The sequence below is a fragment of the Pseudomonas sp. lyk4-R2A-10 genome (assembly GCF_030209075.1).
Classification (GTDB): domain Bacteria; phylum Pseudomonadota; class Gammaproteobacteria; order Pseudomonadales; family Pseudomonadaceae; genus Aquipseudomonas; species Aquipseudomonas glycinae.
In genome coordinates this window covers 34,557-61,051 of sequence record NZ_JARVSR010000004.1, presented here as the reverse complement: position 1 = coordinate 61,051, position 26,495 = coordinate 34,557, and the positions used below count along the sequence as shown (strand labels likewise).

20 protein-coding genes and 2 riboswitches are annotated in these 26,495 nt (G+C 61.7%); of the genes, 10 read left to right on the top strand and 10 right to left on the bottom strand.

Going from position 1 to position 26,495, the window contains the following annotated elements; all coding sequences use genetic code 11:
- The first annotated feature begins 21 nt into the window (after positions 1–21).
- Positions 22–1,023 carry an acyltransferase family protein gene (locus QRN46_RS07855; RefSeq protein ID WP_011334493.1) on the top strand — a complete coding sequence of 334 codons (1,002 nt, stop codon included), beginning with the start codon at positions 22–24 and terminating at the stop codon, positions 1,021–1,023.
- A gap of 91 nt (positions 1,024–1,114) precedes the next feature.
- Positions 1,115–1,699: a Fe-S biogenesis protein NfuA gene (nfuA, locus tag QRN46_RS07850; RefSeq protein ID WP_007959519.1), complete on the top strand. Its 585-nt coding sequence runs from the start codon at positions 1,115–1,117 to the stop codon at positions 1,697–1,699.
- Positions 1,700–1,746: 47 nt separating this feature from the next.
- Here nfuA and cobM read toward each other — a convergent pair whose 3' ends face one another.
- The 4 genes from cobM to QRN46_RS07830 form a co-directional block, all read right to left on the bottom strand.
- Entirely contained in the window at positions 1,747–2,493 is a 747-nt protein-coding gene (gene cobM, locus QRN46_RS07845) for a precorrin-4 C(11)-methyltransferase (protein WP_011334492.1), read from the bottom strand.
- A 91-nt stretch (positions 2,494–2,584) separates the two neighbouring features.
- Positions 2,585–2,998: a cobalamin biosynthesis protein gene (locus QRN46_RS07840; protein WP_011334491.1), complete on the bottom strand. Its 414-nt coding sequence runs from the start codon at positions 2,996–2,998 to the stop codon at positions 2,585–2,587.
- The gene (locus QRN46_RS07835) at positions 2,995–3,696 is read right to left on the bottom strand and encodes a CbtA family protein (protein WP_011334490.1); all 702 of its coding nucleotides are present in this window, start codon (positions 3,694–3,696) and stop codon (positions 2,995–2,997) included. Before QRN46_RS07835 ends, QRN46_RS07840 begins: the two co-directional genes overlap by 4 nt.
- A gap of 11 nt (positions 3,697–3,707) precedes the next feature.
- Positions 3,708–3,905: a CbtB domain-containing protein gene (locus tag QRN46_RS07830; protein ID WP_007959524.1), complete on the bottom strand. Its 198-nt coding sequence runs from the start codon at positions 3,903–3,905 to the stop codon at positions 3,708–3,710.
- Between the two features lie 121 nt (positions 3,906–4,026).
- A riboswitch (cobalamin riboswitch) is annotated at positions 4,027–4,247 on the bottom strand.
- Between the two features lie 898 nt (positions 4,248–5,145).
- Positions 5,146–5,355: riboswitch (cobalamin riboswitch) on the top strand.
- 99 nt (positions 5,356–5,454) lie between these two features.
- Here QRN46_RS07830 and cobW point away from each other — a divergent pair.
- From cobW to QRN46_RS07800, 6 genes are all read left to right on the top strand, one after another.
- The gene (cobW, locus tag QRN46_RS07825; RefSeq protein ID WP_011334489.1) at positions 5,455–6,528 is read left to right on the top strand and encodes a cobalamin biosynthesis protein CobW; all 1,074 of its coding nucleotides are present in this window, start codon (positions 5,455–5,457) and stop codon (positions 6,526–6,528) included.
- Positions 6,529–6,531: 3 nt separating this feature from the next.
- Positions 6,532–10,305, top strand: coding sequence for a cobaltochelatase subunit CobN (cobN, locus tag QRN46_RS07820; protein ID WP_011334488.1), 3,774 nt, complete (start codon positions 6,532–6,534; stop codon positions 10,303–10,305).
- Positions 10,306–10,313: 8 nt separating this feature from the next.
- On the top strand, positions 10,314–11,315 hold the full coding sequence (locus QRN46_RS07815; RefSeq protein ID WP_011334487.1) for a magnesium chelatase ATPase subunit I: 1,002 nt from the start codon (positions 10,314–10,316) through the stop codon (positions 11,313–11,315).
- A 2-nt stretch (positions 11,316–11,317) separates the two neighbouring features.
- Positions 11,318–11,980, top strand: a complete 663-nt coding sequence (locus tag QRN46_RS07810; protein WP_285354531.1) for a vWA domain-containing protein — start codon at positions 11,318–11,320, stop codon at positions 11,978–11,980.
- A gap of 40 nt (positions 11,981–12,020) precedes the next feature.
- Complete coding sequence (locus QRN46_RS07805) at positions 12,021–13,667, top strand: phospholipase D-like domain-containing protein (RefSeq protein WP_285354480.1); 1,647 nt, start codon at positions 12,021–12,023, stop codon at positions 13,665–13,667.
- Positions 13,668–14,001: 334 nt separating this feature from the next.
- Entirely contained in the window at positions 14,002–15,558 is a 1,557-nt protein-coding gene (locus tag QRN46_RS07800; RefSeq protein ID WP_285354479.1) for a TerC family protein, read from the top strand.
- Positions 15,559–15,563: 5 nt separating this feature from the next.
- On the opposite strand, the gene QRN46_RS07795 is transcribed toward QRN46_RS07800, so the two are convergent.
- The 6 genes from QRN46_RS07795 to QRN46_RS07770 form a co-directional block, all read right to left on the bottom strand.
- Positions 15,564–16,640, bottom strand: coding sequence for a GGDEF domain-containing protein (locus tag QRN46_RS07795; RefSeq protein ID WP_201818406.1), 1,077 nt, complete (start codon positions 16,638–16,640; stop codon positions 15,564–15,566).
- Positions 16,624–17,502, bottom strand: a complete 879-nt coding sequence (locus tag QRN46_RS07790) for a DUF4434 family protein (protein ID WP_285354478.1) — start codon at positions 17,500–17,502, stop codon at positions 16,624–16,626. The genes QRN46_RS07795 and QRN46_RS07790 overlap by 17 nt, the downstream gene beginning before the upstream one ends.
- Positions 17,502–20,660, bottom strand: coding sequence for an NfrA family protein (locus QRN46_RS07785; protein ID WP_285354477.1), 3,159 nt, complete (start codon positions 20,658–20,660; stop codon positions 17,502–17,504). Before QRN46_RS07785 ends, QRN46_RS07790 begins: the two co-directional genes overlap by 1 nt.
- On the bottom strand, positions 20,657–22,831 hold the full coding sequence (gene nfrB, locus QRN46_RS07780) for a cyclic di-3',5'-guanylate-activated glycosyltransferase NfrB (RefSeq protein WP_285354476.1): 2,175 nt from the start codon (positions 22,829–22,831) through the stop codon (positions 20,657–20,659). Before nfrB ends, QRN46_RS07785 begins: the two co-directional genes overlap by 4 nt.
- Positions 22,828–23,982 carry a non-hydrolyzing UDP-N-acetylglucosamine 2-epimerase gene (gene wecB / locus QRN46_RS07775; RefSeq protein WP_201818414.1) on the bottom strand — a complete coding sequence of 385 codons (1,155 nt, stop codon included), beginning with the start codon at positions 23,980–23,982 and terminating at the stop codon, positions 22,828–22,830. The genes nfrB and wecB overlap by 4 nt, the downstream gene beginning before the upstream one ends.
- Before the next feature lie 175 nt (positions 23,983–24,157).
- Positions 24,158–24,589 carry a thioredoxin family protein gene (locus QRN46_RS07770; protein ID WP_285354475.1) on the bottom strand — a complete coding sequence of 144 codons (432 nt, stop codon included), beginning with the start codon at positions 24,587–24,589 and terminating at the stop codon, positions 24,158–24,160.
- Positions 24,590–24,927: 338 nt separating this feature from the next.
- Here QRN46_RS07770 and QRN46_RS07765 point away from each other — a divergent pair, with 338 nt between their 5' ends.
- Together QRN46_RS07765 and QRN46_RS07760 are read left to right on the top strand one after the other, a co-directional pair.
- A complete protein-coding gene (locus tag QRN46_RS07765) occupies positions 24,928–25,776 on the top strand; it encodes a transporter substrate-binding protein (RefSeq protein ID WP_011334482.1) in 849 nt (282 codons plus the stop codon).
- Positions 25,777–25,827: 51 nt separating this feature from the next.
- Positions 25,828–26,490 (top strand): amino acid ABC transporter permease, encoded by a 663-nt coding sequence (locus tag QRN46_RS07760; RefSeq protein ID WP_007960243.1) that lies wholly within the window; start codon positions 25,828–25,830, stop codon positions 26,488–26,490.
- The last annotated feature ends 5 nt before the right edge of the window (positions 26,491–26,495 follow it).

The following is a 26,495-nucleotide window of genomic DNA, read 5'->3' as shown; positions in this document are numbered from 1 at the left end:
ACGGAATCGGGAGCGCCATCGATGTTGATTTCAGTGCAGGCCCTGCGAGCGCTCGCCGCGTGGGCGGTGGTCTGCCATCACTTCATGCAGATTTTCTTCGACTTCGAGGCGCGTGGGCCGATCGGTCAGTTGTTCATCGACAAGGGCGCCGTGGGCGTCGATATATTTTTCGTGATCAGCGGGCTGGTGATTTTCCTGTCCACTGAAGGCAAGGCATTGCCGCCGACGCGGTTTCTGCTGTATCGACTGTTTCGGATTGTCCCGGCGTACTGGCTCTACACGGTGCTGATGGCGTTGCTGGTGGTGTTCGCCCGGCCGCTGTTGCCGGACCAGACGGTGGATTGGGGGCATTTGCTCCTGTCGTTGCTGTTCATTCCGACCGAGAACCCCGGCGGCTACGGGATCTATCCGACTCTGAATGTCGGCTGGACCCTGAATTACGAAATGCTGTTCTACGTACTGTTCGCCTGGGCGTTGTTGTTCCGGCTGCAAGTGCGTTTGCTGGTGGTCGCGGCGCTGCTGTTTGCGGTGTGCCAGGCCTGGACCGGGTTTGGCTGGGTCAGCGCGTTTTATCGCTCGGACATCGTTTATGAATTCCTGCTGGGGATCGGCATCGGCATGCTTTACCGTCGGGGATGGATCCGGCCGGCGCTCTGGCTGCCATTACTGGGGATCGGTGCGGCATTAGTGGCGATCTATCATCTGCCGCCGGAACCTCGATTGCTGAATTGGGGCGTGCCCAGTGCGGTGCTGGTCATGGCCAGCATGGCGCTGGAGCGGCATGTCGAACGCAACAGGCTGCTCAAGCTGCTGGGCGACTGTTCGTACTCGGTGTATCTGATGCATGTGCTGGTGCTGTCGGCCGGTGGTTATCTGGCCCGGCGCTACGGAATCAACCCGTATTTGATGTTTATCGTCTGTGCGCTGGCCATTGCTATCGGTTCTTGGCTGAGCTACGAATGGGTGGAAAAACGCAGTTATCAATGGCTTAGGGCACGGATTGACGGCGAACCTGGCGCTTAGCCGATTTGCGAACTATTCCTACGTAAATAGTAGGACTTTGTGCCGCGCGCCGATTGGCGTAAACTCCGCCTCAAGCCTGCGAGGAGTCTCCATGACCGCTATTACCATTACCGACGCCGCCCATGATTACCTGGCCGATCTGCTCTCCAAGCAGAACACCCCGGGCATCGGCATCCGCGTTTTCATCACCCAGCCTGGCACCCAGTACGCCGAAACCTGCATTGCCTACTGCAAGCCGGGCGAAGAGAAACCTGAAGACACGGCGCTGGGGCTGAAAAGCTTCACCGCTTACATCGACTCGTTCAGCGAAGCGTTCCTCGATGATGCCGTCGTCGACTACGCCACCGACCGCATGGGCGGCCAGCTGACCATCAAGGCGCCAAACGCCAAAGTCCCGATGGTCAACGCCGACAGCCCGATCAACGAGCGCATCAACTACTACCTGCAAACCGAAATCAACCCGGGACTGGCCAGCCACGGCGGTCAGGTCAGCCTGATCGATGTGGTTGAAGACGGCATTGCCGTATTGCAGTTCGGCGGCGGTTGCCAGGGCTGCGGCCAGGCGGACGTGACCCTGAAGGAAGGCATCGAGCGCACCCTGCTTGAGCGCATTCCGGAGCTCAAGGGCGTGCGCGACGTGACCGACCACACGCAGAAAGAAAACGCCTACTACTAAGGTGTTCGCTGCGGCATGAAAAACGGCGCCCCGTGAGCGCCGTTTTTTTATGGCCGGTACAAATGCGCATGCCCGGCGCGATACAGCGAAGACTCGCTGAAATGATCGCTGCCCAACACCCGCCCGACCAGAATCAACGCCGTACGCCGAAAGCCCTTCGCCGCCACCTTCTCGGCAATATCTTCCAGCGTCCCCGTCACCCAGTCCTGATCCGGCCATGTCGCCCTATGAATCACCGCGATCGGGCAATCCGCGCCGTAATGCGGCAGCAGCTCGGCGACGATCTTCTCCAGATGATTGACCCCCAGATGAATCGCCATGGTCGCCCCGTGCTGCGCCAGGTTGTCGAGCTCTTCGCCGGCAGGCATTGCAGTCTTGTCCGCATAACGGGTCAGGATCACGCTTTGCGAGATGTCCGGCAGGGTCAGTTCGGCGCCCAGCAGCGCGGCGCACGCGGCGGTGGCGGTCACACCGGGAATGATCTCGAACGGAATATCCAGCTCACGCAGATAACGAATCTGCTCACCAATGGCGCCATACAGACTCGGATCCCCGGAATGTACCCGCGCCACATCCTGGCCCTTGGCGTGGGCGGTCTTGATCAGGTCGATGATCTGTTCCAGGTGCAGTTCGGCGCTGTTGACCACGGTTTCAGCGCAATGACCTTCCAGCACTGCCGTCGGCACCAGCGAACCTGCGTAGATGATCACCGGACAACGGCGGATCAGCCGCTGGCCTTTGACAGTGATCAATTCCGGGTCGCCGGGGCCGGCGCCGATGAAGTAAACGGTCATCGTTGGATCCTGTAGAAAAGGGGCAGGGCGGTGCTTCACCAGCCCTTCAGATGAAGAATGCTCATGATCGAAAGCGGGGATTATCGGGAATTTACGCCGCGCCGGCCAATGCCAGAGTTGCCTGGGCGTACTTTTGCCGGGAAATCAGCAGTTTTGCCGGGCCGCTGATCAATTGTTCGGCGAGCGCCAGCGCGGCACTTTCCGCTACGCCATAACAGCCGGTGCGTTCGAAGGCGATTTGTGAATGGTGACTCAAGCGTTGCTGATAACTGGCCAGTTCCTCGCTGCTGAAATACAGCAACGGCAGCGCCAGTTGGGCGGCGAGTTCCTGCAAACCGGGTTCGTCGCGTTTCAGGTCGATGCTGGCCAGTGCCTTGACCTTCTCAAGATCAATCCGATGAGCCTGCAATGCCTGATCAAGTAATGCACGCAGCGTACTGGCCGGGCAGCCGCGCTGGCAGCCCAGGCCGACCACGAAGGTCGGCGCTGCGCTGTCATCGGTCATGCGTGGTACTGACCTTCGCTTTTGCGGCGGAACAACCAGGCGCTGATCAGGCCCAGGGCTAGCCAGAACGCGACGTTGGTCAGCTGCGAAGCGATTTTGAACTGGGCTTCGAGGGCTTCCGGGGCGAGCATCGAATGCACTTCCGGTTGCGGCGCGCCGATCACGTGCGGCACGGCAAGGATCGCCACGCCGAGGGTCTTCATCAGCCAGTGGCGGCTGAACGCTATCAAGGCCAGGCCGACAGCGGTGGAGGCCGCAGTGCCGATCCACCACATCTGCCGCGAGGCCAGATCCGCGGCGGCGGTGCCCGGCAGCTCAGGTGGCAGGCCCATGGTCGGCGCGAGTACGAAGGTCGCATAACCGGCCAGACCCCAGAGCAGGCCTTGCGAAGTTTTGGTCGGCGCACGCAGGGTGTACAGGCCCGCCAGCATCAGGGCGAAACCCACGGCAACCACCAGATTGCCGCCGGTGGTGGACACCACGCGCTGCCAGCCGTCTTCCGGCTCCCAGGCTTCGGCATCGTGGGTGTGGGCGGCGGTGCCGGCGGCGTGTTCGTGAACTTCGGCCACCGGTTCGGCTTTCTCGAAGGTCTCGGCCTGCAAAATCAGCGGCGAAACCCAGAAGCTTTGCAGCAACGTCAGGAGCAGGGCGGCCAGAAGGCCGGTGAAACCTGCGGTCTGCGCAATACGCTTGATCATGTCGGCAGGTCTCAGTGGCACGGGAACGCGGCGCTGTGGCGGGTATCGTGCGCGGCGTTGTGCACCGCTTCGATGTGCGAGAAACCGGCGAAGTACACCAGGCACGCACCGAGGATCGACGCGCAGACGGCGGCGGTCAGGCGTTGGCTCAGGGTGGTGGTGCTGGAGATCTTGTCCGAATTGCTGCCGGTGCTGCTGATGATCGACATGGCGCTTCCCTCTGAAGTGTCAGCGGGTGAATAGAGCGCATGAAAACCCCTGCGGCCGGGCGCGCAGAGGTTCGAACAGCGCCCGCCCACCGCGGGTTTGTTATGTTCAGTAACGCAAGATGCGCACTGTGTGTTGCGGGCCGGTCTCCGGGCTCACGAGGGGTGGCTGTCTGCCGACCTGCAAGCGTCACCTTCCCATGCCCGTGGGCACAGTGGATCTGACGCTTCGCTCGCTTACCGTTGCGGGGGCAGCACCGGACTGACATGGCTTTAGAGTAAAGCACATGATTCACCGGTTTCCCGTTTCACCCTGTGAGGGGCACCCGTAACAAGTTGTGTAGGAGACCATGGGCGGGGGATTTGAGTCAATTGGGATTGGGATTGGGATTGGGATTGGGGGCAGATCCGTTGCTGCGGTTATGGCTGCTTAGGGTTCCGCCCTTACGGCGGGTCACTTTTTCCAAACGCCGAAAAAGTAACCAAAAAGGCTGCACCCTGACGTACGGCCCCTCGCTGAGGCTCGGGGTTCCTTCGCTCCGGGATTGATCCGGGGGCATCGCCTACGGTTTGCTTCGCTGCACCTCCTCTCGATGCATGCGGCTGCGCCGCACGGTCGCTGCGCTCCCACCCCCGGATCAATCCCTCCACTCAGCCTGCCGACGGGCCCTGCGATCAAAAGCGGTACTCGAGCTAACGCTCATCGTGTTGAGTGGTGAGGGGCGGGTGTTCGGCTTTGGTTTTTTGGTGGGTTTACCCCTCTCCCCGAGGAGAGGGAGCCGATTTGTGGGCTTTTCAAAGTCTGAGTTCGACTCGGTATTTCATGTCGGCGCAACTCTCCCAATCAACTCGGTCGGTTCCCTCTCCCTACGGGCGGTCCGACGTTTCGGGAGGGCTAGGGTGAGGGGCTCTTGATCTGCTTTTGATCTTTAGCCCCTTCGGCAGGCCGAGCGGAGGTGTCCATCAGGGGGTAGGCGCGCAGCGCCGTGCGGCGAAGCCGCATACATCGAGAGGAGGTGCAGCGAAGCAAACCGTAGGCGATGCCCCCTGATGGACACCGTAGCGAGGGAACACTGCGCCTAAGCGAAGTGCCGTACGCCGGGGCAAAAGCCTTTTGGTTCCTTTTTGGCGTTTGAAAAAGGGACTCGCTGTAAGAGCGAAACCGCCAGCGGCAGCACCCGAAGCAACGGATATGCCCCAAATCCCAAAATCCACCAACCATTGACCCATCCCCACACCCTGCGTAGCCTTGCGCTTTCGAGGTTCTTCGGCCCACGCCGAAGCTAAGAAGGGAACGCGGTCCAAGCCGCGGCTGCCCCCGCAACTGTGAACGGTGCTGTTCGCTGCCACGCCACTGCCAACTCAATCCAGAGCCAGCGGGAAGGCGCAGCGAATACCGGGCCAAGGCCCGAACACCGTCAGCCAGGAGACCTGCCTCGTCACAGATTCTCACTTTCAACCGGGCGGGGTGATCCGGTGGCGAACTCTCCAGGCACGCACCCGCGTTGCCGGTCTCGTCCCGTATGCCCGCCACCTTGCCAAAGGGCATCCGATGAAAACACTGGCCAAACTTCCCGTCACCATCGTCACTGGCTTCCTCGGCTCGGGCAAAACCACCTTGCTGCGGCACATGCTCGACAACGCCCAGGGCCGCCGTATCGCGGTGATCGTCAACGAGTTTGGCGAGTTGGGCATCGACGGTGAAATCCTCAAGCAATGCACCATCGGCTGCACCGAAGAAGAAGCCACCGGCCGCGTCTACGAACTGGCCAACGGCTGCCTGTGCTGCACGGTTCAGGAAGAGTTCTTCCCGGTGATGCGCGAACTGGTGGCCCGTCGCGGCGACCTCGACCACATCCTGATCGAAACCTCGGGCCTGGCCCTGCCAAAGCCGCTGGTGCAAGCCTTCCAGTGGCCGGAAATCCGCAGTGCCTGCACCGTCGACGCGGTGATCACGGTGGTCGACAGCCCGGCTGTGGCCGCTGGCACCTTCGCCGCGTTCCCGGATCAGGTTGATGCCCAGCGCAAGCTCGATCCGAACCTGGATCACGAATCTCCGCTGCACGAACTGTTCGCTGACCAACTGGCCAGCGCCGATCTGGTGATCCTCAACAAGGCCGACCAGACCAGCCCTGAAGACCTCGCGCGTGTCCGCCTGGAAGTCGCCGAAGAGCTGCCGCCAGCCGTGAAAATCATCGAAGCAAGCAACGGTCGCCTGCCGCTGGACGTGCTGATCGGCCTCGGTGCCGGTTCCGAAGAACACATCGACGGCCGCCACAGCCATCACGATCACCACCACGGTGAAGGCGATGACGATCACGACGACCACGATCACGACGCCTTCGATTCGATCTCCATCGAACTGCCGCAAGCTGACGAAAGCCTGCTGCTCGACGCGCTGACGCAACTGGTGGTTCAGCACGGCATCCTGCGGGTCAAAGGCTTCGCGGCGATCCCGAACAAGCCGATGCGCCTGCTGATCCAGGGCGTGGGCACGCGTTTCGACAAGCACTTCGATCGTCAGTGGGGCGCCGACGAGGTACGCGTGACGCGTCTGGTGTTGATCGGTCAGGCACTGGACGCTGCCCAGCTCGAAGCGCAACTGCGCGCCGCGCTCAGCGTTTAAGCCATGCACCTGCTCAGGACCCAGCCCGGCGGATTCGTGTCGGACGACAACATTGCCGACCTTGGACAAACCCCCGCCGAGCTGGTGATCCTGTGCAGCGGCGATTCCAGCCTCGCGCTGCTCGCCGAAGCGGCGCAGCAACTGCCCGAGGATTACCCGAGCGTGCGGCTGGCCAACCCCATGCAGGTGCAGAACCATGCGTCGGTCGACCTGTACGTCGATGAAGTGCTGCGCCACGCCAAGGTGATTCTGATTTCGCTGCACGGCGGCATCGCTTATTGGCGTTATGGCGTCGAGCGGCTGGTCGAATTGTCCGAGCGTGGCGTGCAGGTGATTCTGGTGCCGGGCGATGACCGTCCCGACCCGGAACTCAGCGACCTGAGCACCGTGGGCGCCGAGGATCGCGACCGTCTCTGGCAGTTCCTGCGCCAGGGTGGCCTTGGCAATGCGCTGGACTTTTTCCACTGCCTGGCCAATCGCTGGCTGGCGCGGGATTACGTGTGGGGCGAGCCGCAAGCGCTGCCGCGCACGGCGATTTATCACCCGAATAAAAACACCGCCGCACTGAGTGACTGGCAAGCCGATTGGCGGCCCGGTCAACCGGTCGCGGCGGTGTTGTTTTATCGCTCGCATTTGCAAGCGGCGAACACGGCGTTTATCGACGTGTTCTGCCAACGGCTGCAGGTTGCCGGACTCAATCCGCTGCCGATCGCCGTGGCCAGTTTGAAAGAGCCCGGCTGCCTGTCGGTGGTCGAGGACTGGCTTGATGAGGCCGGAGCCTCGGTGATTCTGAACACCACCGGTTTCGCTCAGTCCAGCCCGGAAGCGCCGCATCTGCGGCCATTCCGTCGCAACATTCCGGTGATTCAGGCGATCTGCGCCCAGGACAACGAGCCCGGCTGGCGCGAGAGCGAGCAGGGCCTCGGCCCGCGGGATCTGGCGATGCACATCGCGTTGCCGGAGCTGGACGGGAGGATCATCAGCCGACCGATCAGCTTCAAGGATCTGGCCTGGCGCAGCGAGCGCAGTCAGTCCGACGTGGTGTGTTATCGGGCCCAACCCGAGCGCATGGATTTCGTCGCCGAACTGGCGCGCCGCTGGGTCGATCTGGCGCGGGTGCCGAACGCTGAAAAGCGCATCGCGCTGATCCTCGCCAATTACCCGACCCGAGACGGACGCATCGGCAATGGCGTCGGCCTCGACACGCCCGCCGCCGGGTTGAATATCCTGCGGGCGTTGCAGGCCGAAGGTTATCCGCTGCCGGCCGAACTGCCGGACAGCGGCACCGAACTGATCCGACAATTGCTCGGCGGTGTCAGCAACGATCTCGATACGCTCGATCAGCGCCCGTGCCAGCAAAGCCTGGCGATGGACGATTACCTGAAGATGTTCAATGCGCTGCCAGAAGCCAATCGCGCGGCGGTGCTGGAGCGCTGGGGCTTGCCGCAAAACGATCCGATGTGCCGGGACGGGCGCATGATGATCGCCGGCCTGCGCTTTGGCCTGACTTTCGTCGGCATTCAACCGGCGCGGGGTTATCAGGTTGATCCGAGCGCGGTGTATCACGATCCCGATCTGGTGCCGCCGCACGCGTACCTCGCGTTCTATTTCTGGCTGCGCCAGACCTACGGCGCTCATGGCGTGATTCACGTCGGCAAGCACGGCAACCTTGAATGGTTGCCCGGCAAAGGCGTGGGCCTGTCGGAAAACTGCTGGCCGGACGCATTGCTCGGGCCGCTGCCGAATATCTACCCGTTTATCGTCAACGATCCGGGCGAGGGTGCTCAGGCCAAACGTCGCACTCAGGCAGTGATCATCGACCACTTGATGCCGCCGCTGACCCGCGCCGAGACCTACGGTCCGCTGCGCAATCTGGAATTGTTGGCGGACGAGTATTACGAAGCTCAGTTGCTCGATCCGCGCCGCGCCCGCGAGTTGCAGCGCGACATCCTCCAGTTAGTGCGTGACACGCAGATTGATCGCGAATTGCAGCTGGATGCCGCCCTCGACAGCGACGCCGATGCGGCGATCTGGCTGCCGCGTCTGGACACTTATTTGTGTGACTTGAAGGAATCGCAGATCCGCGATGGCCTGCATATTTTCGGTGAGTCGCCGACCGGGCGTTTGCGCATCGACACCTTGCTGGCGTTGCTGCGGATTCCGCGCGGCGATGGCAAAGGGGCTCAGTCGAGTCTGTTGCGGGCGCTGGCCAAGGCGTTTCAGTTGGGGTTCGATCCGCTGGATTGTGCACTTGCCGAACCCTGGACTGGCCTGCGCCCAATGGAACTGCAATCGTTGAGCGATGAAGTCTGGCGTACGGCGGGGGATACCCGTGAACGCCTTGAGCTGTTCGCGGCGCATTTGATCGAGCAGTCGCTGGTGGGTGATGTGGCGCAACTGGATGCTTCAGGCTGGTCAGATGTGCAGGCGATCATCCACGCCCTGCGCGAAGTGATCGCCCCACGCCTCGACGCCTGCGGCCCGGCCGAAATGCGCGGCTTGCTCGACGCGTTGAGCGGCCGATTCGTCCCCGCTGGCCCAAGTGGTGCGCCAAGTCGAGGTCGCCTCGACGTGCTACCCACCGGGCGCAATTTCTATTCGGTGGACGTGCGCAATCTGCCGACCACCACGGCGTGGCGGATCGGTTTCCAGTCCGCGACCCTGATTCTCGAACGACACTTGCAGGACCACGGCGATCACCTGCGCCAACTCGGCCTGTCGGTCTGGGGCACCGCGACCATGCGCACCGGCGGCGATGACATCGCTCAGGCCATGGCGTTGATGGGCGTGCGTCCGGTGTGGGCCACCGGCAGTCAGCGGGTCGATGATTTCGAGATTCTGCCGCTGAGCCTGCTCGACCGTCCTCGGGTCGATGTCACGCTGCGGGTCTCCGGATTTTTCCGCGATGCGTTCGCCAACCTGATTCGCCTGTTCGACGCCGCCGTACAAGCCGTGGCCGAACTGGACGAGCCGGACGACCTCAACCCGCTGGCCGCCAAGGTGCGTGCCGAACGTGAGGCGTTGCGTCAGTCGGGGCTGGATGACGAGGCTGCCCGGCGTCAGGCCGGCTGGCGAATCTTCGGTGCCAAACCCGGCGCATACGGTGCGGGCGTGCAGGGCGCCATCGACGGACGCCTCTGGCAAACCCGCGAGGATCTGGCCGAGGTCTACCTGAACTGGGGCGCCTACGCTTACGGCGGTTCCGACGAGGGCACCGCCGCCCGCGAGCAATTCGTCCAGCGCCTGAGCCAGGTGCAGGCGGTGCTGCAGAACCAGGACAATCGCGAGCATGACCTGCTCGATTCCAACGACTATTACCAGTTCCAGGGCGGCATGCTCGCCGCCGTGGAAAGCCTGCGCGGCGAAGCAGCGGCCAGTTATCACGGCGATCACAGTCAGCCGGACCTGCCGAAAATTCGCACCTTGAAAGAAGAGCTGAACCGGGTCATCCGCTCCCGGGCGGCGAATCCGAAATGGATCGACGGGGTCAAGCGCCACGGCTATAAAGGCGCGTTCGAACTGGCGGCGACGGTCGACAACCTGTTTGCCTTCGATGCCACCACGCAACTGATCGACGATCACCAATACGCATTGCTGGCGGATGCCTATCTGCTGGACCCGGCGACCCGCGAGTTCGTGCGCGAGCATAATCCCCACGCACTGCGCGACATGACCGAACGCATGCTCGAAGCGCAGCAGCGCGGGATGTGGCAGGAGCCGGGCGCCTACAAAGAAGCCCTGGAAAACCTGCTGCTGGACATAGAAGAAGAGAGCTGAGACTGAACATGACCGACACCCCGCATTTCCCGCTCTCCGCCGTGGTCGGCGCCGATGATTTGAAACTGGCGCTGTACCTGACGGCCATTGACCCGAAAATCGGCGGCGTGCTGATCGAAGGCCCGCGTGGCATGGCCAAGTCGACGCTCGCCCGGGGGCTGGCGGATCTGTTGGCCAGTGGTCAGTTCGTTACCTTGCCGTTGGGTGCTACTGAAGAGCGATTGGTCGGCACGCTGGATCTGGACGCGGCGTTGAGCGACGGTCGTGCGCAGTTTTCTCCGGGTGTGCTGGCGAAGGCGGACGGCGGCGTGTTGTACGTCGATGAGGTGAATCTGTTGCCGGATCATCTGGTGGATCTGCTGCTTGATGTGGCTGCCAGCGGCACCAACCTGATCGAGCGCGACGGCATTTCCCATCGACATTCGGCGAAGTTCGTATTGATCGGCACGATGAACCCGGAAGAGGGGGAATTGCGTCCGCAATTGCTGGATCGTTTCGGCCTTAACGTCGCGCTGAGCGGTCATACGGCGCCGGCCGAGCGGGGGCAGATCATTCGTCGTCGGCTGGATTTCGACAGCGACCCGCAGGTGTTTTGTGCGCAGTGGGAGGCTGATCAGCAAGCTCTGCGTGAGCGTTGTGAAAGCGCCCGCCATGCCTTGGCGAATATTCCCCTCGACGATGAAGCGCTGGCACAGATCACCGAGCGCTGCTTTGCGGCAGGCGTCGACGGTTTGCGCGCCGATCTGGTCTGGCTGCGTGCGGCGCGGGCTCATGCGGCGTGGCGCGGGGCTGAAACCATTGCCGAGCAAGACATTGATGCCGTGGCTGAGCTTGCATTGCGCCATCGTCGCCGCGAACAGTCTTCATCCCCTGCACAGCCACCGGCGCAATCGCCGTCCGGTACTCACGCCGAACCGAGCGAAGGGCAGGGGCAATGGGGTGAAATGCCGGCACCGGCATTGGTTACCGGCGCACGCCGTGAAGTTCCGACCTGGCCAAAAAAGCTTTAGGCATTCGCCCCCGGTCCGACGCGGGGGCGAATGCCAGACCCCGCGCCGGACGCCTCGATAACGGTCGCCAGGGCAAGCGTCACGAGGCTTGCAGTGGCTCGGTGAACTGGCCCGGAACCTTGCTCAATGGCCGTCCGAAAACCCGGGCGGATCTGCTGTTTCAACTGCGCACCCGCACGCCCCATGAACTGTGGCTGGTGATCGTCGACGCCTCGGCCTCGACCCGTCGCCATCAAGCCTTGAGCGATGCCAAGGGCGTTCTCGCGCAACTGTTCGACGACGCTTATCGGCAGCGCGCGCGTCTTGCGTTGTTGACCGCGAGCGGCGCGGCGCCGAAATGGCAGGTGCAAGGGCTGAAGGCCTCCAACGGGTTGCGCGCGTGGCTCGATGGATTGGGCGCGGGAGGCGGCACGCCTCTGTTGGCAGCGCTGACGGAGGCCGGGCATTGGCTGGCGGTGCGGCGCAAGCGTTTTGCCGCGGAACAACAGCGGTTGCTGGTGATCACCGATGGCCGTTTGAAAAACTGTCCGGAACTGCCCGCGCTCGCGTGTCCCAGCCTGCTGATCGATATCGAGCGCGGGCCGATTCGCCTGGGCCGCGCGAAACAATTGGCGACAGCACTGGACGCCGATTACCGGCATATCGACGAGTTGTTGTCGGTCTGAGAGCTATGCTGCAGTAAGGCCAAATCACAGGGAGTGAATCATGCGCGTACTGGTCGCCAATCCGCAGGACGATTTTCGCGTCAAGGCGTACGCCGGCACCAACGGCGTGCTGCTCGCCATGGACCTCGCCGAACCCCGCCGCAAAGGCTTGCTGGGGTTTGCCATCGAAAAGCAGCAGGGCGACAAACCGTGGCTGTTCCTGTTCAACAGCCTGACCTTTCCCGGCAGGGCCCATACCTTCGCGCAGTTCCACGCCACGCCGAGCGACAAGGCGCCGTTGCAGAAATTTCGCTGGGCCGATTACGCGGTCAATCCGGGCATGACGATTCACTATCGCGTGCACTTGGCGTATGGCTCGCCGGATGCGCCGCAACTCGGTGAGGCGCTGGAACTGACAATCTGCTCCGACGACGGTCATCCCGCCAATCAGGGCGTGATCTTCAACCGCGCCGTGGCCGCCAGTCAGGCGTTTCAGCGCAAGTTTCCCGATCTCGACGCACAGATCAGCGCCAACAAGAACATGCCCATCGAAGCCTGGCCCGACGCTGCACGGCAATGGCTGGAGAACGGCCTGCTCGGGCGTCTGCAAGGTTTTATCGAGCGTGCGGTGGACGGCCAGTGGGCGCTGGACATCGCGATCTACGAATACCAGTTGCAAGCCATCATCGACACGGTGAACGCGGCGTTCGATCGAGGTGTTCACGTGCGCGTGCTGTATCACGCCCGGCCCGATGACGAAGACACCACGATCAATGAAGCGAGCCTTGCGAGACTGCCGGCGAGCAGCAAGCGCGGGCGGGTCACCCACAATATTTTCCATAACAAATTCATCGTCCTCAGCCGCCTCGACGCAGGCGGCGAACGTCAGCCGCAAGCGGTGCTGTGCGGCAGCACCAACTTCACCGCCAACGGCGTGTACCGCCAGGCCAACGTGGTGCATGTGCTGGACGATTCGCCGGTCAGCGCGAGTTACCTGAAAACCTTCGAGCAGATCTGGGCCGAGCCGGCGGATGTCGGCGCCACCCGCGACTGGATCAGCCAACACAACCCGATGAACCCGGCGCAACCCCTGTTCGCCGGGTTCTCCCCGCGCACCGGCGGCGCCGACTTGCGGGAGTTCGTCGAGATCATCGAGGGGGCGAAGAAAGACCTGCTGTTCGTTACCGCATTCACCTTGCCCGACGCGATTCTCAACGCGTTGCTCGGCCAGCCCCAGGACGACATCCTGCGTTACGGCCTGCAAAACACCGTCAGCCGCATCACCGGGTTCCATGCTGACCGAACTGCCGAGTTTGCCGCCACCGCGTTGCTCAACACCGGGCTGGAAGGCTGGCTGCGGGAAAACATGAAAGGCCAGAAAGGCAACCTGCTGGTGCACACCAAAGCCGTGGTCACTGATTTCACCAGCGACAGCCCGACCATCATCAGCGGCAGCCACAACCTCAGCACTTCCGCCAGCAACGGCAATGACGAGAACTACCTGATCATTCGCGGCGACACCGATCTGGCGGACCGCTATGGCCTGGAGCTGCTGCGGTTCTACGAGCATTACCGTTTTCGCTACTTCGCGAAAAAACTGGCGTTGAAGCAGGTGCAGCCGTTGGCGGCGGATGACAGCTGGACCAACGATTACTACGTCGAGGGCGACCTGCGCCGGTTGTCTCGCCTCAGGTTTGCCGGGCGTTAGCCCTTAACATCCGTTGGTTGCCGATGCTGACGGGGACGGCGATAAGCTGGCGGCGTACAGATTTTGAAATGATTTCCAGCTGTAGGAAAAGTCATCTGAGCCTGTACGCTTCAAGGCCTTTTTTCATTCAGGATTTGCATGAACACCCTCTCGGAGCCTCCCAGTTCTATTCCAGGAACCCCGTTCCCCTCGCGCCATGGCGCGGTCTTGACGCACTCGCAACATCCGGTCTTCCGACTACCGACTATCGTTGTAGGCGCAGCCTTCGAGCTTTCGCGCCGCACTTTGCCGTGTCCGGCAGCCTGAATTCACTGACGAGAGATAGAGACAGATTATGGAATGGTTAGCGGATCCCACGGCATGGCTGGGCTTGTTGACACTGATCGTGCTGGAACTGGTACTGGGTATCGACAACCTGGTGTTCATCGCGATCCTGGCGGACAAACTGCCGCCGCATCAGCGCGACCGCGCACGCATCATCGGTTTGAGCCTGGCGCTGATCATGCGTCTTGGCCTGCTGGCGAGTATTTCCTGGCTGGTCACCCTCACGGCACCGTTGTTCGAGGTGTTCGGCAAGAGCTTCTCCGGCCGTGACCTGATCATGCTGTTCGGTGGTGTGTTCCTGTTGTTCAAGGCGACCATGGAATTGCACGAACGGCTGGAAGGCCACATCGGTGAGCGCTCGACCAACACCGCTTATGCGCTGTTCTGGCCGATCGTGGCGCAGATCGTCGTGCTCGACGCCGTGTTCTCCCTGGACGCGGTGATTACGGCCGTTGGCATGGTCGATGAACTGGCGGTGATGATGATTGCGGTGATCGTGTCCATCGGTGTGATGATCGTTGCCAGCAAGCCGCTGACCCGCTTCGTCAATGCCCACCCGACGGTGATCATGCTGTGTCTGGGCTTCCTGATGATGATCGGTTTTGCCCTGACGGCCGAAGGCCTGGGCTTCCACATTCCGAAAGGTTATCTGTACGCGGCCATTGGTTTCTCGATCCTGATCGAGATCTTCAACCAGATCGCCCGCGCTCGTCGCAAGCGCTCGATGCAGGGCTTGCGACCGATGCGTGAGCGCACGGCTCACGCGGTGATGCGTCTGTTGGGTGGTCGCAAACTGGCGGTGGAAGAAGTCGGCGAGGAAATCTCCGACTTGCTGGACAACGGTGAAGCGCCGAGCACGGAGTTGTTCGACCGTCGCGAGCGGGTGATGATCAGCGGTGTGCTGCAATTGGCCGAGCGACCGATTCGTGCCTTGATGACGGTGCGCGCCGATGTCGATCACATTGATCTGGCCGACGACGCCGAGGCTATTCGTACACGGTTGATGCATTCGTCCTATTCGCGCTTGCCGTTGATTCGTAACGGCGCAGTGGATGAGCCGCTGGGCTTCGTGCACAAGAAGGAACTGCTCAAGGAATACCTGGCCGGCAACGAGCCGAACCTTGAACACTTGGCGCGCAAGACCGTCAATCTGCTGGACAGTTATTCGATCCTCAACGCACTGGAACAAATGCGTGCGGCCTCGACCCACATTGCCTTTGTGGTGAACGAGTTCGGTGACTTTGTGGGTGTGTTGACCATGACCGATATTCTCGAGTCGATTGCCGGCGAACTGCCGGACGCCAGCGAAATCGCTGGCCCCGACGTGGTCGAGGAGCAGGGCGGGTTTATCGTCAACGGTGCGTTGAACCTGTCCCGTATCCGCGAACACACCGGTTTTCGCGCCGAGCCGACCGAGGATTACCAGACCCTGGCCGGGCTGGTGATGAGCCTGCTGGATCGCCTGCCGATGAAGGGCGATCGTCTGCAGCATGAAGGCTGGGGCATGACCGTAATGGCAGTCGAAGAACGTCGCGTGACGCGGGTGTTGCTGGTGCGTGAGGCCTGACGGCCTCACTGATGAAAAGTGTACCGGTCCTTGCCGGTATGCTTTGACTCGTACAACGCTTCGTCAGCCTTGATCAGGGCCTGGTTGAGGGTGTCGCTGTCCTCGACCCGGGCCAGACCGATGCTGATGGTCACCGGGTGCCGGGTCGGTTGCTCACGCACCACCCGGCACAATTCCCCGGCCAGCGCCTCGACATCTTCGCGGCGCACACCGGCCAGATAGATCGCAAACTCCTCACCGCCCAGTCGGGCATATTCGAAGCGTGACATCACGGTTTTGATGTCCGCCGCGATGCGCTTGAGCACCTCATCGCCGATGTCGTGGCCGTACACATCATTCACTTTCTTGAAGTTGTCGATGTCGATCATCGCCAGGTAATGGTCATGCTCGCGCGGCACGGCTTGCAGGGTTTTTCCGGCGCGGGTCATGAACGAGCGGCGGTTGGGGATTTCGGTAAGCGTGTCGTTGTAGGCCTGGTCCAGCAACAGCTTGGACATGATGTAGTTGTAGAGCTTGGCCTCGCGCAGCTTCAGAAACGTATAGATCGTCAATGCACAGAGAAAAACACTGTAGGCGATGGTCATCACGCCTTTGAGTTCCAGCAGGTCGATGCCGGTGTTCATGAACGGATTGAGCACCAGCCAGGTGATGACCTGGGCACCGAAGAACGACCAGCGGCTGAGCGGCAGTACTGAGGCGCTGTACAACGTAGTGGCTGCGGCGAGCACCAGCCAGATGCCATGAAAGGTTGGCGGCAGGCCGTCGATCACCATTCGGATGCCGAGTGTGATGATCACCACGAATGTCAGGTTCAGCCAGTCGAAGTGTCGGGCCTTGCGGGTGAACATCAACACCACAGCAAGAATCGCAAAGGCTGCAATGAACACCATCGAACGCCAGGTGAATCCCTGATTGCCGATGAAGCTGACGATCAGGTCGAAGGCCAGCCAGATGCCGATGCTCGCCAAGTAGATCAACAGGCAGAACGAATGCAGCCGCTCGAACTCATGCTGTATAAACTCGCTCCACAGTTCGGCGGGCGCGCTCTTCTTCAGGACTTCGTCTTCAATGGTTTTGTACATTGCTGCCCGGATGCTTGCGTTGGTTGTCGAGGATTACCGAGCCCCACGGTCGATAGCGCAGGGAAAACACCGCGTTATGATGACAGCCGGTCGAGGTCGCATCCGGGCTGGCCGGTTCGGCACGGAAGGGCTCGCCCTCGCGGCTGACCTGGCGGAAGGCTTCGCGCACGATACCCACGGAGCAGGGCAGCGCACTGGCGTAACTGTTGCGCACCAGTGGTGACAAACGACCGGTTCCCGCGCCGTCCTGCCACCAGACCTGCGCCCCGGCCACCGTCAACTCACCCAGCCATTGAGCGTTGACCGCCGGGGCCAGTTTGCCGGCACTGAAGGCGCTGACATGTAGCGGTGCATTGAGTTTCGCGGCGAAGTCCTTCAACTGACGCGCAAGCGTGGCCCGTCGATCTGCCGGCAGAAAGTGCAAGTCGTCCAGTTCCAGCGGCAGATACCAGCCACTGACCGGCAGTTTCCAGTCCTGGCGCAGTTTCTGCTGCTGGGCCAGCGACTGGCCCAGTTGTGCCTGCCAGTAGGCACCGAGACCGGCGCTATCCAGTTCATCGATCCGTTTGTAGTAAGCCGGGTCCATCGCCAGGCCGAGCACCAGTTGCAGACCTTGTCGCTGAGCGAGTTTCAGGCTGTTGGCGAGCCAGCCATTGGCGCCGCCGAAGTCCGAGTCGCCATAAGCCGTCCACTGCACGATCACGGTTCGCGTGCCTTGCTTTGCGGTGTCTTGCCAGACTTTCTGCCACTGCGCCTGGGTCAGCCCGGCATCGACATTCAGCGGCTGATAGAACACCCGCTCATCGGCCTTGGCGACAGTGGTGCTCATCAGCAGGCACAAATACAACATCCATCGAGCCATCAGAAATTCCACTCCACGCCCAGCAGCACACCATTGCCGCCTTCATACAGATTGCCGCCCAGCGATTGTTGGTATTCGGTGCGAACCGTCAGTTTCGAACGGTAGGCGTTGTAGCGATCCTCGTCATACCACCATTGCCAACGCAAGCCGACACCGGTGCGCAGGTCTTGGCGCCAGTCGTTGCTTGGGTCCTGGCTGGCAAATTCGAGGAAGCCGTAAGGCATGATCGTCTGGGCTCCGTTGAACGGCAGTTTCCATGCATGACCTTGCTGGAAGCGCGACAGCCACTGGTGATCGCCGGTCTTCGTCCACCACGCGGCGTCGAGGTACAGGAAACGCTCGTCCCAGTCGTTTTCGTCGACCCGCCAGTCGTTGCGGTACTTGCCCTGATCGAGGAATGAGGCGGTGGCGCGCAGCAGGTAGTCGGTGGTGGTGTGGCCGTCCTTGCGGTGATCGTTGACCTGATCGAACAGTTTTTCCGGCACCAGCATCTGGCCGAGGCTCAGGCTGTGGCTGTCGTTATCGTCGAACTGGCTTTGCTTGTAGATCTCGCCATAGAAGTTGATGTTCTGTGTGCCCCACGGTTTGTAGCGCAGGCCGACCCCGGCGGCGAGGGACTCGGCGTAACTTGAGCGACCTTGTCCGCCCAGCAAGACGCGTCCGTACACCGACAGCGTGCTGCCGGCGCGGCTTGGTTCTTCGCCCAGGGCGTGGTCCCACATCGCCAGTTGCACATTTTGCGAATTCGAGCGACGGCGCGAGCCTTTACTGTCGTCCGGGCGCACGAAGTCGTTAGTCGAGATTCCGGCCGGCGACCAGGTGCTGGCAATCGTTCGGCTGTCGCGACGAGACAGGGTTTCATGGGCACGGCGCTGGCGGTAACGCCGGGCTTCCATGCTGCCGTCTTCGTCATCGGCCGCCACCGGGTTCTGCTCCAGATCGATCACCCGGTGCAGTTCCTTGCGCGCGGAGGCGCTGTCTTCGACTTCGTCGTAGCGCCAGGCCAGGGTTTCGCCGAGGCGGTAATCCTCGGGGAAATCGCGGGTGGCCTGTTGCAGATACGGAATCGCCGTGGCGCGCTCTTCGCGGGTTTCGGCACCGGCCAAGCGCATGCCGTAGTCGGCGCGATAACGCGGGTTGTTCGGCTCGCGGTGTACCGCTTCGGCCAGCCACGCGGTGCTTTGCGGCAAATCGCCTGCCTTTTGCGCAGAGACCGATGCGGCGTAGAAGTGCCCGGCATCCGGTGCCTGTTGCAGGGCCTGGCGCTGACGTTGCAGTGCCTGAGCGTGGTCACCCCGTGCGTCGGCGATGGCTGCGCCGAGGGCCCATTCATTGGCGCCGCGAGTGGTGCTTTGTTGCCAGTAGGTTTCTGCGGTCTGGCTGTCGCCGACATTCAGTGCGCTGCGGCTGGCTGTCAGACGCGCGTTGTCGCTGAGTTCGGCGGTCGAGAAGCTGCGCCAGATGGCCAGCGCGCCGGCAGAATCACCGGCCGCTTCCAGGGCATAGGCCAGCGGCAGGCGGCTGTCTCGATTGCCGAGCTTTTCAGCCTGCTGGTAATAAACGACGGCTTCGCCCGGGCGATCGGGCATGGCGCAGCGACCGAGCGCGCGGTAATCGCCAGTCGCTTGCGGGTGGCTGCCGATGGCTTGCTGCACGGCGTCGCACTGGCCGGTCTCCGCGAGTTGCGCGAGCAGTTGGCCGCGCGTGGCGCCGTCCACCCGGTTAAGCAGCAGCGCCATACGCCGCTGTTGTTCGGGTGTCGTGGATGGCGCTGCGGCATACAAACCGGCCAGACGCTGCAACGCCGTCGCCGGCAGACGCCCGCCATGACGATCGAACGCGGATTCCAGCAACTGTTGGGCATGCGCGCGATCACCCGCATTCACTGCCAGATAGGTGGCCTGATTCAGCGAGGACAGGTTGTCGGTCTGCCGGTAATGCAGTTCCCACAGCGTCTCCGCTTCGATCATTCGTCCCATGCGCTGCGTCAGTTCGGCTCGGCGCTTGACGATATCGGGCGTCTGTTTCTGCCCGGCCAGCCAGGCATTGACCTCGGCGCTGCGACCTTGCTCCTGCCAGATGTCGAGCACCTGCGTTTGCCGCCGGCTGTCCCAAGGCTCCGGCAGACGCGTGCGTTGCAGCAGATCCGTGGCTTGCAGGCGCTGGGCGAGTACCAGCCAGGTCTGCGGATCGTCCGTCGGCGTACAGCTGCGCAGTTGCTTGAGTGCGGCTTCCGGATCCTGGCGCGACAGCCATTCGGCGGTTTCCAGGCAAGGCCGTTGCAGATCGTTGCTCAGGCGCTGCACGGTGGGCACGTCTTCGGTCTTGCGCGCCAGTTCCCACAGTCGCTGACGTTGCGCCGGATCGGCGAGGTCGCTGGCCGACAGCGACTGCATCCAGCGCTGGGCCTGTTGCTCGTGACCCATGGCGATGGCGCGGTCGACCATTGCCAGGCGAATGTTGCGTGCGGCCTCGGGACTTGGCGCCTGTTGCAACAGTTGCTGCAGCGGCTTTTCATCAAGGCGCTGCACGTAGGCGTTGGCCAGCCGTTGCCAGCCTTCGGCGTCCAGTTGTCTGCGCGCGGCCAGTGGCGCCAGTTGGTCAATGGTGCCGCTCCAGTCGCGCAATTGCTCCGACCAGTTGGCGCGGGCCAGGCGCAAGATGTTGTCGTCACCCTTGGGCGCCAGTTGTGCCAGCCAGTCATGGGCCTTGGCCGCGCCGCCGAACTTGGCCAGGCTGAGGCTGTAGGCCTGCCAGAGGCGTACGCGATCATTCAGATTGCTGGTGGCCATCCAGCGTTCAACTTGTGTGCTGGTCGGCGGGTCCTGTTCGATCCAGGTCAGGCGCAGGTCGAGCAGGGCATCGCTGTCGTCCGGCAAGGCTTGCAGCGCTTCCTTGTAACGGCGTTGCTTGGCCAGGGATTCCACCAACAGTGCCCGGGCCTCGTCGTTTTTCGGGACCTTTTCCAGCAAGTGGCGCATCAGTCGTTCGACTTCTTTCCAGTTGGCCTTTTTCGCCTCGCGATAGCTGCGGTCCATGTAGGGATAGCTGCGGAACTGTTCGAAATCGCTCAGTGGCGCGGCCTGTAACGGATATGCGGTGCTCAGGCCCAGCAACAGGCTGCCCATCAGCAAGGTTTGACGATGCACAGGCTTCATGCGACCTCCCGGACAATGCGGTAGGCGGCTTGCTGTTCGCTGGCCTGATCGGCCAGGGCCTGTTCCAATACTTCCTGGGTAATTATGCCCCGGGAAATCAGATGTTCGCCGAGTGACATCTTCTCGGCATCGAAGTCGATCAGCGCCTGATTGAACAGGGTGGGTGGCACCATCCCGCGCACCTGCAACAGATTGCCGAGCAGCACCTGATGGCGGCTGACCCGTTCAAGCAGGGCTTCATCGTCCTGATGGCGCTCAAGCACTTCGAGCATATGACGCACTTCCTCACTCTGGCGGGGGCTGGCGTACCAGTAACGAATTCCCAATGTGACGCGGCCCTGAGGTGCGAGACGGCTGCGCACCGGGCGTTTCAATTGACGGCTGATAGCGCCCAGCGAGACTTGGCTGACCGGGCCTTCAGAGGCCAGAATCAGCGTGTCGCCTTCTTCGGCCACTGGCAAAATGCCGTAGTGAGAGGCGACCCGGCGCGGTACGGCATCGATCAGGTGTTTGTCGAGCTTGAACGGATTGAGTGGCGCCCATTCCAGATCCAGCTGCTCGGAGAGTGTTTGAACCAGTTGAGTGCTGTCGATGTACTCCCGCAGCAACAGTTCGCGGCCTAGTCGACGGCGTACGGGGCTGGTGATCGCGGCCTCCAGTTGTTCCTCGGTAAGCAGGCCTTTTTCCACCAGGCGATGGCCGAGCGGCGTGCGCTGCGCCTTGGTCAGCGCCGGGAATTCGTGGGTGGTCTTGTCCCAGGCCACGCGACGTGAATCGCCCATTTCCATGACCTGACGCAGGGCGCGCAGGTTGGCGAAAAAGTTGACGAAGTTGCTCCACATCATGCGCGGCGCAGACAGCAGACCCTCAACCAAACCGTAATAACGAGTGACAAACCAGCCGCGCTGGAACAGGCGATTGAGCAGCATCAGGCCGTTGAGCCACAGCAGCACCGAGAGCAGCGAACTGTCGGCGAGGATCGAGGGGTAGCGCCACGAGTCCGGGGAGATGATCGTCACCGCCCACATCGCCAGCAGCACCAGAAACAGCAGGTTCACCAGGAAGCTCAGCAAATAGGCGATCAGCCCGCGACGGTCGCGCCACAGGAAGTAGTTGAGCAGACCCTTGCGGCTCCAGCCGAGGTTCTTGGTGCCCTGGAACACGATGCCGACAATCCATCGCGATTTCTGCCGGATCGCGTGTTGCAGGTCGCGGGGAAAGTGCTCGCGCACGCAGATCACCTGGGAGAACTCGCGGTTCATCCCGAACACCCAGGGTTGCTCCAGCGCCAGTTTCGGATCGCTGACCGAATAACGGGCGAAGATGCATTTCATGCCTTTCTGCTTGAGTCGGAAACCGATGTCGTAGTCCTCGGTAAGACTCTGCACATCGAAGGCAATACCGTCGCCGTCTTCCAGCAGGGCGCTGATGGCCTTGCGGCTGAAGCAGGTGCCGACGCCGGCGCTGGGCACCTGACCGGTGAGCGCTTCGCGGACGATGACGTCCTTGCCGTGGTTCTCGGCGAATTCATCGACGTAATGACCGGCGGTGAAGCCTTTCCACTCCGGCGCGTAAGGGTAGACCGGAATCTGGATCAGATCCTTGTTCGGCAACAAATAGTTGTAGAGGCGCAATTCCATCGGCGAAATCACGTCTTCGGCGTCGTGCAGGATGAACCCGGCGAACTGGATTTTCGCCTCGCTCTCGAAGCGCAGGATGGCGTCGATGATGTTGTTCAGGCAGTCGGCCTTGCTGGTCGGGCCGGGTCGGGCGCAGACCACTTTGTGCACGTTGGGGTAGTGCTGGCAGACCGCATCGACATCGGCCTGGGTTTCGGCGTCGTTGGGGTAGGTGCCGACGAAAATCTGATAGTTCTCGTAGTCGATGGTCGAGGCGGCCAGACGTGCCATTTCACCGACCACGCCGACCTCGTTCCACGCCGGCACCATGATTGCCAACGGCTTTTCGGGAATCGAATACAGGCGTTCCTCGTCGGCACGCTTGAATTTCTCGTAGATCCGCCAGCGCCGGATGAACTTGCGGCTCCAGTAGACGAGGTCGATGAACAGGTCATCGAGGCCGAGGATGAACATCAACAGAGCGAGGGCAATCGCCACATATTTGAGACCGAACAGCACATACGCGAAGAAATCGACCCAACCCAGACTCATACCCCTTTACCCGCCGCCGAGCGTGCGCTCAGCCAGGCGTGGAGGCGGGTGGCGATCAGTTCGCTGGCGTGACCGTCGCCATAGGGGAAGTGCACGCGGCTCATGCGGGCGTAGGTGTACGGGTCGTCCAGCAGTTGGCGGGCTTCCTTGACGATGCGCGCCTTGTCGGTGCCGACCAGCAGCATGGTGCCGCTCTCGAGCACTGAAGGCCGTTCGGTGACGTCGCGCAGCACCAACAGCGGTTTGCCAATTGCCGGGGCTTCCTCCTGGACGCCGCCGGAGTCGGTCAGGATGAAGTGCGCGCGGCCCATCAGCCAGACGAAGTTCGGATAGTCCTGCGGTGGCACCAGATAGATGTTCGGTTTGTCGGCCAGCATGCCGTACACCACCTCCTGCACCAGCGGGTTGAGGTGCACCGGATAGACGAATTGCACGTCCGGGTATTGTTCTGCCAGTTCGGCCAGCGCCTGGCAGATATTGCGGAAACCGTCGCCGAGATTTTCCCGTCGATGGCTGGTGACCAGAATCATCCGGCGCTGGTCATCCAGCGCCGCCAGAGGTGAATCGGCAGGCGGATGCCATTCGATATCCTGCTGGTGCTTGCGCATCCACAGCAAGGCATCGATCACGGTGTTGCCGGTGATTTCAATGTTGTCTTCGGGTACGCCTTCGCGCAGCAGATTGGCGGCGGACTTGGAGGTCGGCGGGAAATGCAGGTCGGTAATCACGCCGGTCAGGCGTCGATTCGCTTCCTCGGGCCAGGGCGCGCGCAGATTGCCGGTACGCAGGCCTGCCTCGACGTGACCGATGGGCAACTGGCGGTTGAAGGCGGCGAGGGCGGCGATGAAGCTGGTGGTGGTATCGCCGTGGACCAGCACGATGTCCGGTTTGACCCGCTCGTAGGCCTGATCGAGCTGGGTGAGCAGATGCTGCGACAGACCATTCAGGGTCTGGCCCTGGGTCATGACTTGCAGGTCTTCATCGACCGTCAGTTCGAACGCATCCAGCACCTGAGTGAGCATCTCGCGATGCTGGCCGGTGGAGCAGATATTGAGTTTGATGTCGGGCCACTGACGCAGAATCCGGGCCAGCGGAGCCATTTTGATGGCCTCCGGGCGAGTGCCGAAAACCATCATGACTTTAAAGGACATTGACCCCTCCTGGGACGTAGCAAGGCTGCGACCCGAGGGCCGGCAGCACTCTTCTCTTTCTGAGAAATAAAGAAAAGCAGCCGGATTGGAGCTTGTCCAATCTGGTTTCGAGGCTAGTTGTTACAGATCAATAGGAGCGAAGGTGCAACTGCCTGATGGTGCTTGGATGGCACTTTCAGGAAAGGTTCCGCCGTTTTGCGCGGTGGACGGTGCAAAGGGTGCGGAGGGTGTCACGCAGCCAGTTCAGGTCATGGGCCGATTTGCGCGGTACAGCGGGGTGACGGGTTTTGCCGAGGAGTTGGGTGAAGTCTTGCAGGAGGGATTCTTCCGAACCAATGCCTTTCAGTTTTTTGACCAGAACGCCTTCCTTGTAGAACAACACGGTCGGTGTGCCCTTGACATCCGGATGGCGAATCGACTGTGCGGTATCGAGCATGAAGATATCCATCCAGGGCCGAAAGGGCTTGGCGATCTCAAGAAAGACCGGGCCGGAAAATTCGCAGGCCCCGCAGCGCCTGTTGAAAAAATACAGGACGACAAGGCGCCTGGCTTTCAAGACCTTCCGATATGTGGGGGGCAACGCTGAATATCGAGTCGGCGTCGTCATCGGAGCCTCCTTTATTCGATGTGCTGGGTGGTACGACGTTAGGGCGCGCGCGGCCGTTGCCGCAACTGTCAGAGTTGACAGGTGCAGCCCGCGCCCAATCGTGCATCGCGCACCAGGATGTGGCCTGGATACCCGCCCTGTGTGGCGCAAAGTAGCGAAGTGATTAATCAATGTTGGTTGCAGCGTTTCGCAGGTTTCTTCCATCCCTTTGATTCAAAACAAAATTCAATCCTTTGCAGATTCCCCATGAATCCTGTGGCACACTTTCTGCTGTCTATTCCGTAGTAACAAACCGTATTCCGGTATAGCGGAATAAACAACTTCCAGGAGTGCTTGCCATGCATCGCCGACCTTCCTTGTTCAAAGCGTGTGTTTTTGTTCTCGCGGCTTCGTCCGCTGTCATGGGTATCGCCCAGGCGGCTGACAGCAAGCTCGACAGCGTCCTGGCCCGTGGAAAACTGATTGTGGGGACCGGCAGCACCAATGCGCCGTGGCACTTCCAGGGCGCGGACGGCAAGTTGCAGGGCTTTGATATCGACATTGCCCGGATGGTGGCCAAAGGTCTGTTCAATGACCCGAGCAAAGTCGAGTTCGTAGTGCAGTCGTCCGATGCGCGGATTCCCAATCTGTTGACTGACAAAGTCGACATGAGCTGTCAGTTCATCACCGTCACCGCCAGCCGTGCGCAGCAAGTGGCGTTCACCCTGCCGTACTACCGCGAAGGCGTCGGCCTGTTGCTGCCGAACAACAGCAAGTACAAGGAAATCGAAGACCTGCAGGCCGGTGGTGACGGCGTGACCGTAGCCGTGCTGCAGAACGTGTACGCCGAAGAGCTGGTGCATCAGGCGCTGCCCAAGGCCAAGGTCGATCAGTACGACAGCGTCGATCTGATGTACCAGGCCGTTAACTCCGGTCGCGCCGATGCCGCTGCGACCGATCAGTCTTCGGTCAAATACCTGATGGTGCAGAACCCTGGCCGCTATCGCAGCCCGACGTATGCCTGGAGCCCGCAGACCTACGCCTGCGCCGTCAAACGCGGCGATCAGGACTGGCTGAACTTCGTCAACACCGCCCTGCATGAAGCCATGACCGGCGTCGAGTTCCCGACTTATGCCGCGTCGTTCAAGCAATGGTTCGGCGTGGATCTGCCATCGCCTGCCATCGGTTTCCCTGTCGAATTCAAATGATCCCGTGAGAGTGGGGCGCCCTGATGCGCCCCGCTCAAGGTACTGCCGACCATGAACTATCAGTTGAACTTTGCCGCCGTGTGGCGCGATTTCGACACCTTGCTGGCGGGGCTCGGTCTGGGCCTCGAACTGGCGCTGGTGTCGATCGCCATCGGCTGCGTGATCGGCCTGCTGATGGCGTTTGCCTTGCTGTCCAGGCATCGCGCCTTGCGGGTGCTGGCATCGGTGTATGTGACGGTGATCCGTAACACGCCGATTCTGGTGTTGATCCTGTTGATCTACTTTGCGTTGCCGAGCCTGGGGATCCGGCTGGACAAGATCCCGTCGTTCATCATCACCCTGTCGCTGTATGCCGGGGCGTACCTGACCGAAGTGTTCCGCGGTGGCTTGTTGAGCATCCCCAAGGGCCAGCGCGAAGCGGGGCTGGCCATTGGTCTGGGCGAGTGGCAGGTGAAGGCTTATGTCACCGTGCCGGTGATGCTGCGCAACGTGCTGCCGGCGCTGTCGAACAACTTCATTTCGCTGTTCAAGGACACCTCGCTGGCCGCCGCAATCGCGGTGCCGGAGCTGACCTATTACGCGCGCAAGATCAACGTCGAGAGCTACCGGGTGATCGAAACCTGGCTGGTGACCACGGCGTTGTATGTCGCGGCCTGTTACCTCATTGCCATGCTGCTGCGTTACCTCGAGCAGCGTCTGGCGATCCGCCGATAGGAGGC

Coding starts and splice junctions, on each gene's coding strand:
- QRN46_RS07795 (WP_201818406.1), bottom strand. CDS start 16,640: ATGTACAAAACCATTGAAGACGAAGTCCTGAAGAAGAGCGCGCCCGCC.
- QRN46_RS07815 (WP_011334487.1), top strand. CDS start 10,314: ATGACCGACACCCCGCATTTCCCGCTCTCCGCCGTGGTCGGCGCCGAT.
- QRN46_RS07855 (WP_011334493.1), top strand. CDS start 22: ATGTTGATTTCAGTGCAGGCCCTGCGAGCGCTCGCCGCGTGGGCGGTG.
- QRN46_RS07785 (WP_285354477.1), bottom strand. CDS start 20,660: ATGAAGCCTGTGCATCGTCAAACCTTGCTGATGGGCAGCCTGTTGCTG.
- QRN46_RS07840 (WP_011334491.1), bottom strand. CDS start 2,998: ATGACCGATGACAGCGCAGCGCCGACCTTCGTGGTCGGCCTGGGCTGC.
- QRN46_RS07760 (WP_007960243.1), top strand. CDS start 25,828: ATGAACTATCAGTTGAACTTTGCCGCCGTGTGGCGCGATTTCGACACC.
- cobM (WP_011334492.1), bottom strand. CDS start 2,493: ATGACCGTTTACTTCATCGGCGCCGGCCCCGGCGACCCGGAATTGATC.
- cobN (WP_011334488.1), top strand. CDS start 6,532: ATGCACCTGCTCAGGACCCAGCCCGGCGGATTCGTGTCGGACGACAAC.
- QRN46_RS07800 (WP_285354479.1), top strand. CDS start 14,002: ATGGAATGGTTAGCGGATCCCACGGCATGGCTGGGCTTGTTGACACTG.
- QRN46_RS07765 (WP_011334482.1), top strand. CDS start 24,928: ATGCATCGCCGACCTTCCTTGTTCAAAGCGTGTGTTTTTGTTCTCGCG.
- cobW (WP_011334489.1), top strand. CDS start 5,455: ATGAAAACACTGGCCAAACTTCCCGTCACCATCGTCACTGGCTTCCTC.
- QRN46_RS07805 (WP_285354480.1), top strand. CDS start 12,021: ATGCGCGTACTGGTCGCCAATCCGCAGGACGATTTTCGCGTCAAGGCG.
- nfuA (WP_007959519.1), top strand. CDS start 1,115: ATGACCGCTATTACCATTACCGACGCCGCCCATGATTACCTGGCCGAT.
- QRN46_RS07770 (WP_285354475.1), bottom strand. CDS start 24,589: ATGACGACGCCGACTCGATATTCAGCGTTGCCCCCCACATATCGGAAG.
- QRN46_RS07835 (WP_011334490.1), bottom strand. CDS start 3,696: ATGATCAAGCGTATTGCGCAGACCGCAGGTTTCACCGGCCTTCTGGCC.
- QRN46_RS07790 (WP_285354478.1), bottom strand. CDS start 17,502: ATGGCTCGATGGATGTTGTATTTGTGCCTGCTGATGAGCACCACTGTC.
- nfrB (WP_285354476.1), bottom strand. CDS start 22,831: ATGAGTCTGGGTTGGGTCGATTTCTTCGCGTATGTGCTGTTCGGTCTC.
- QRN46_RS07830 (WP_007959524.1), bottom strand. CDS start 3,905: ATGTCGATCATCAGCAGCACCGGCAGCAATTCGGACAAGATCTCCAGC.
- wecB (WP_201818414.1), bottom strand. CDS start 23,982: ATGTCCTTTAAAGTCATGATGGTTTTCGGCACTCGCCCGGAGGCCATC.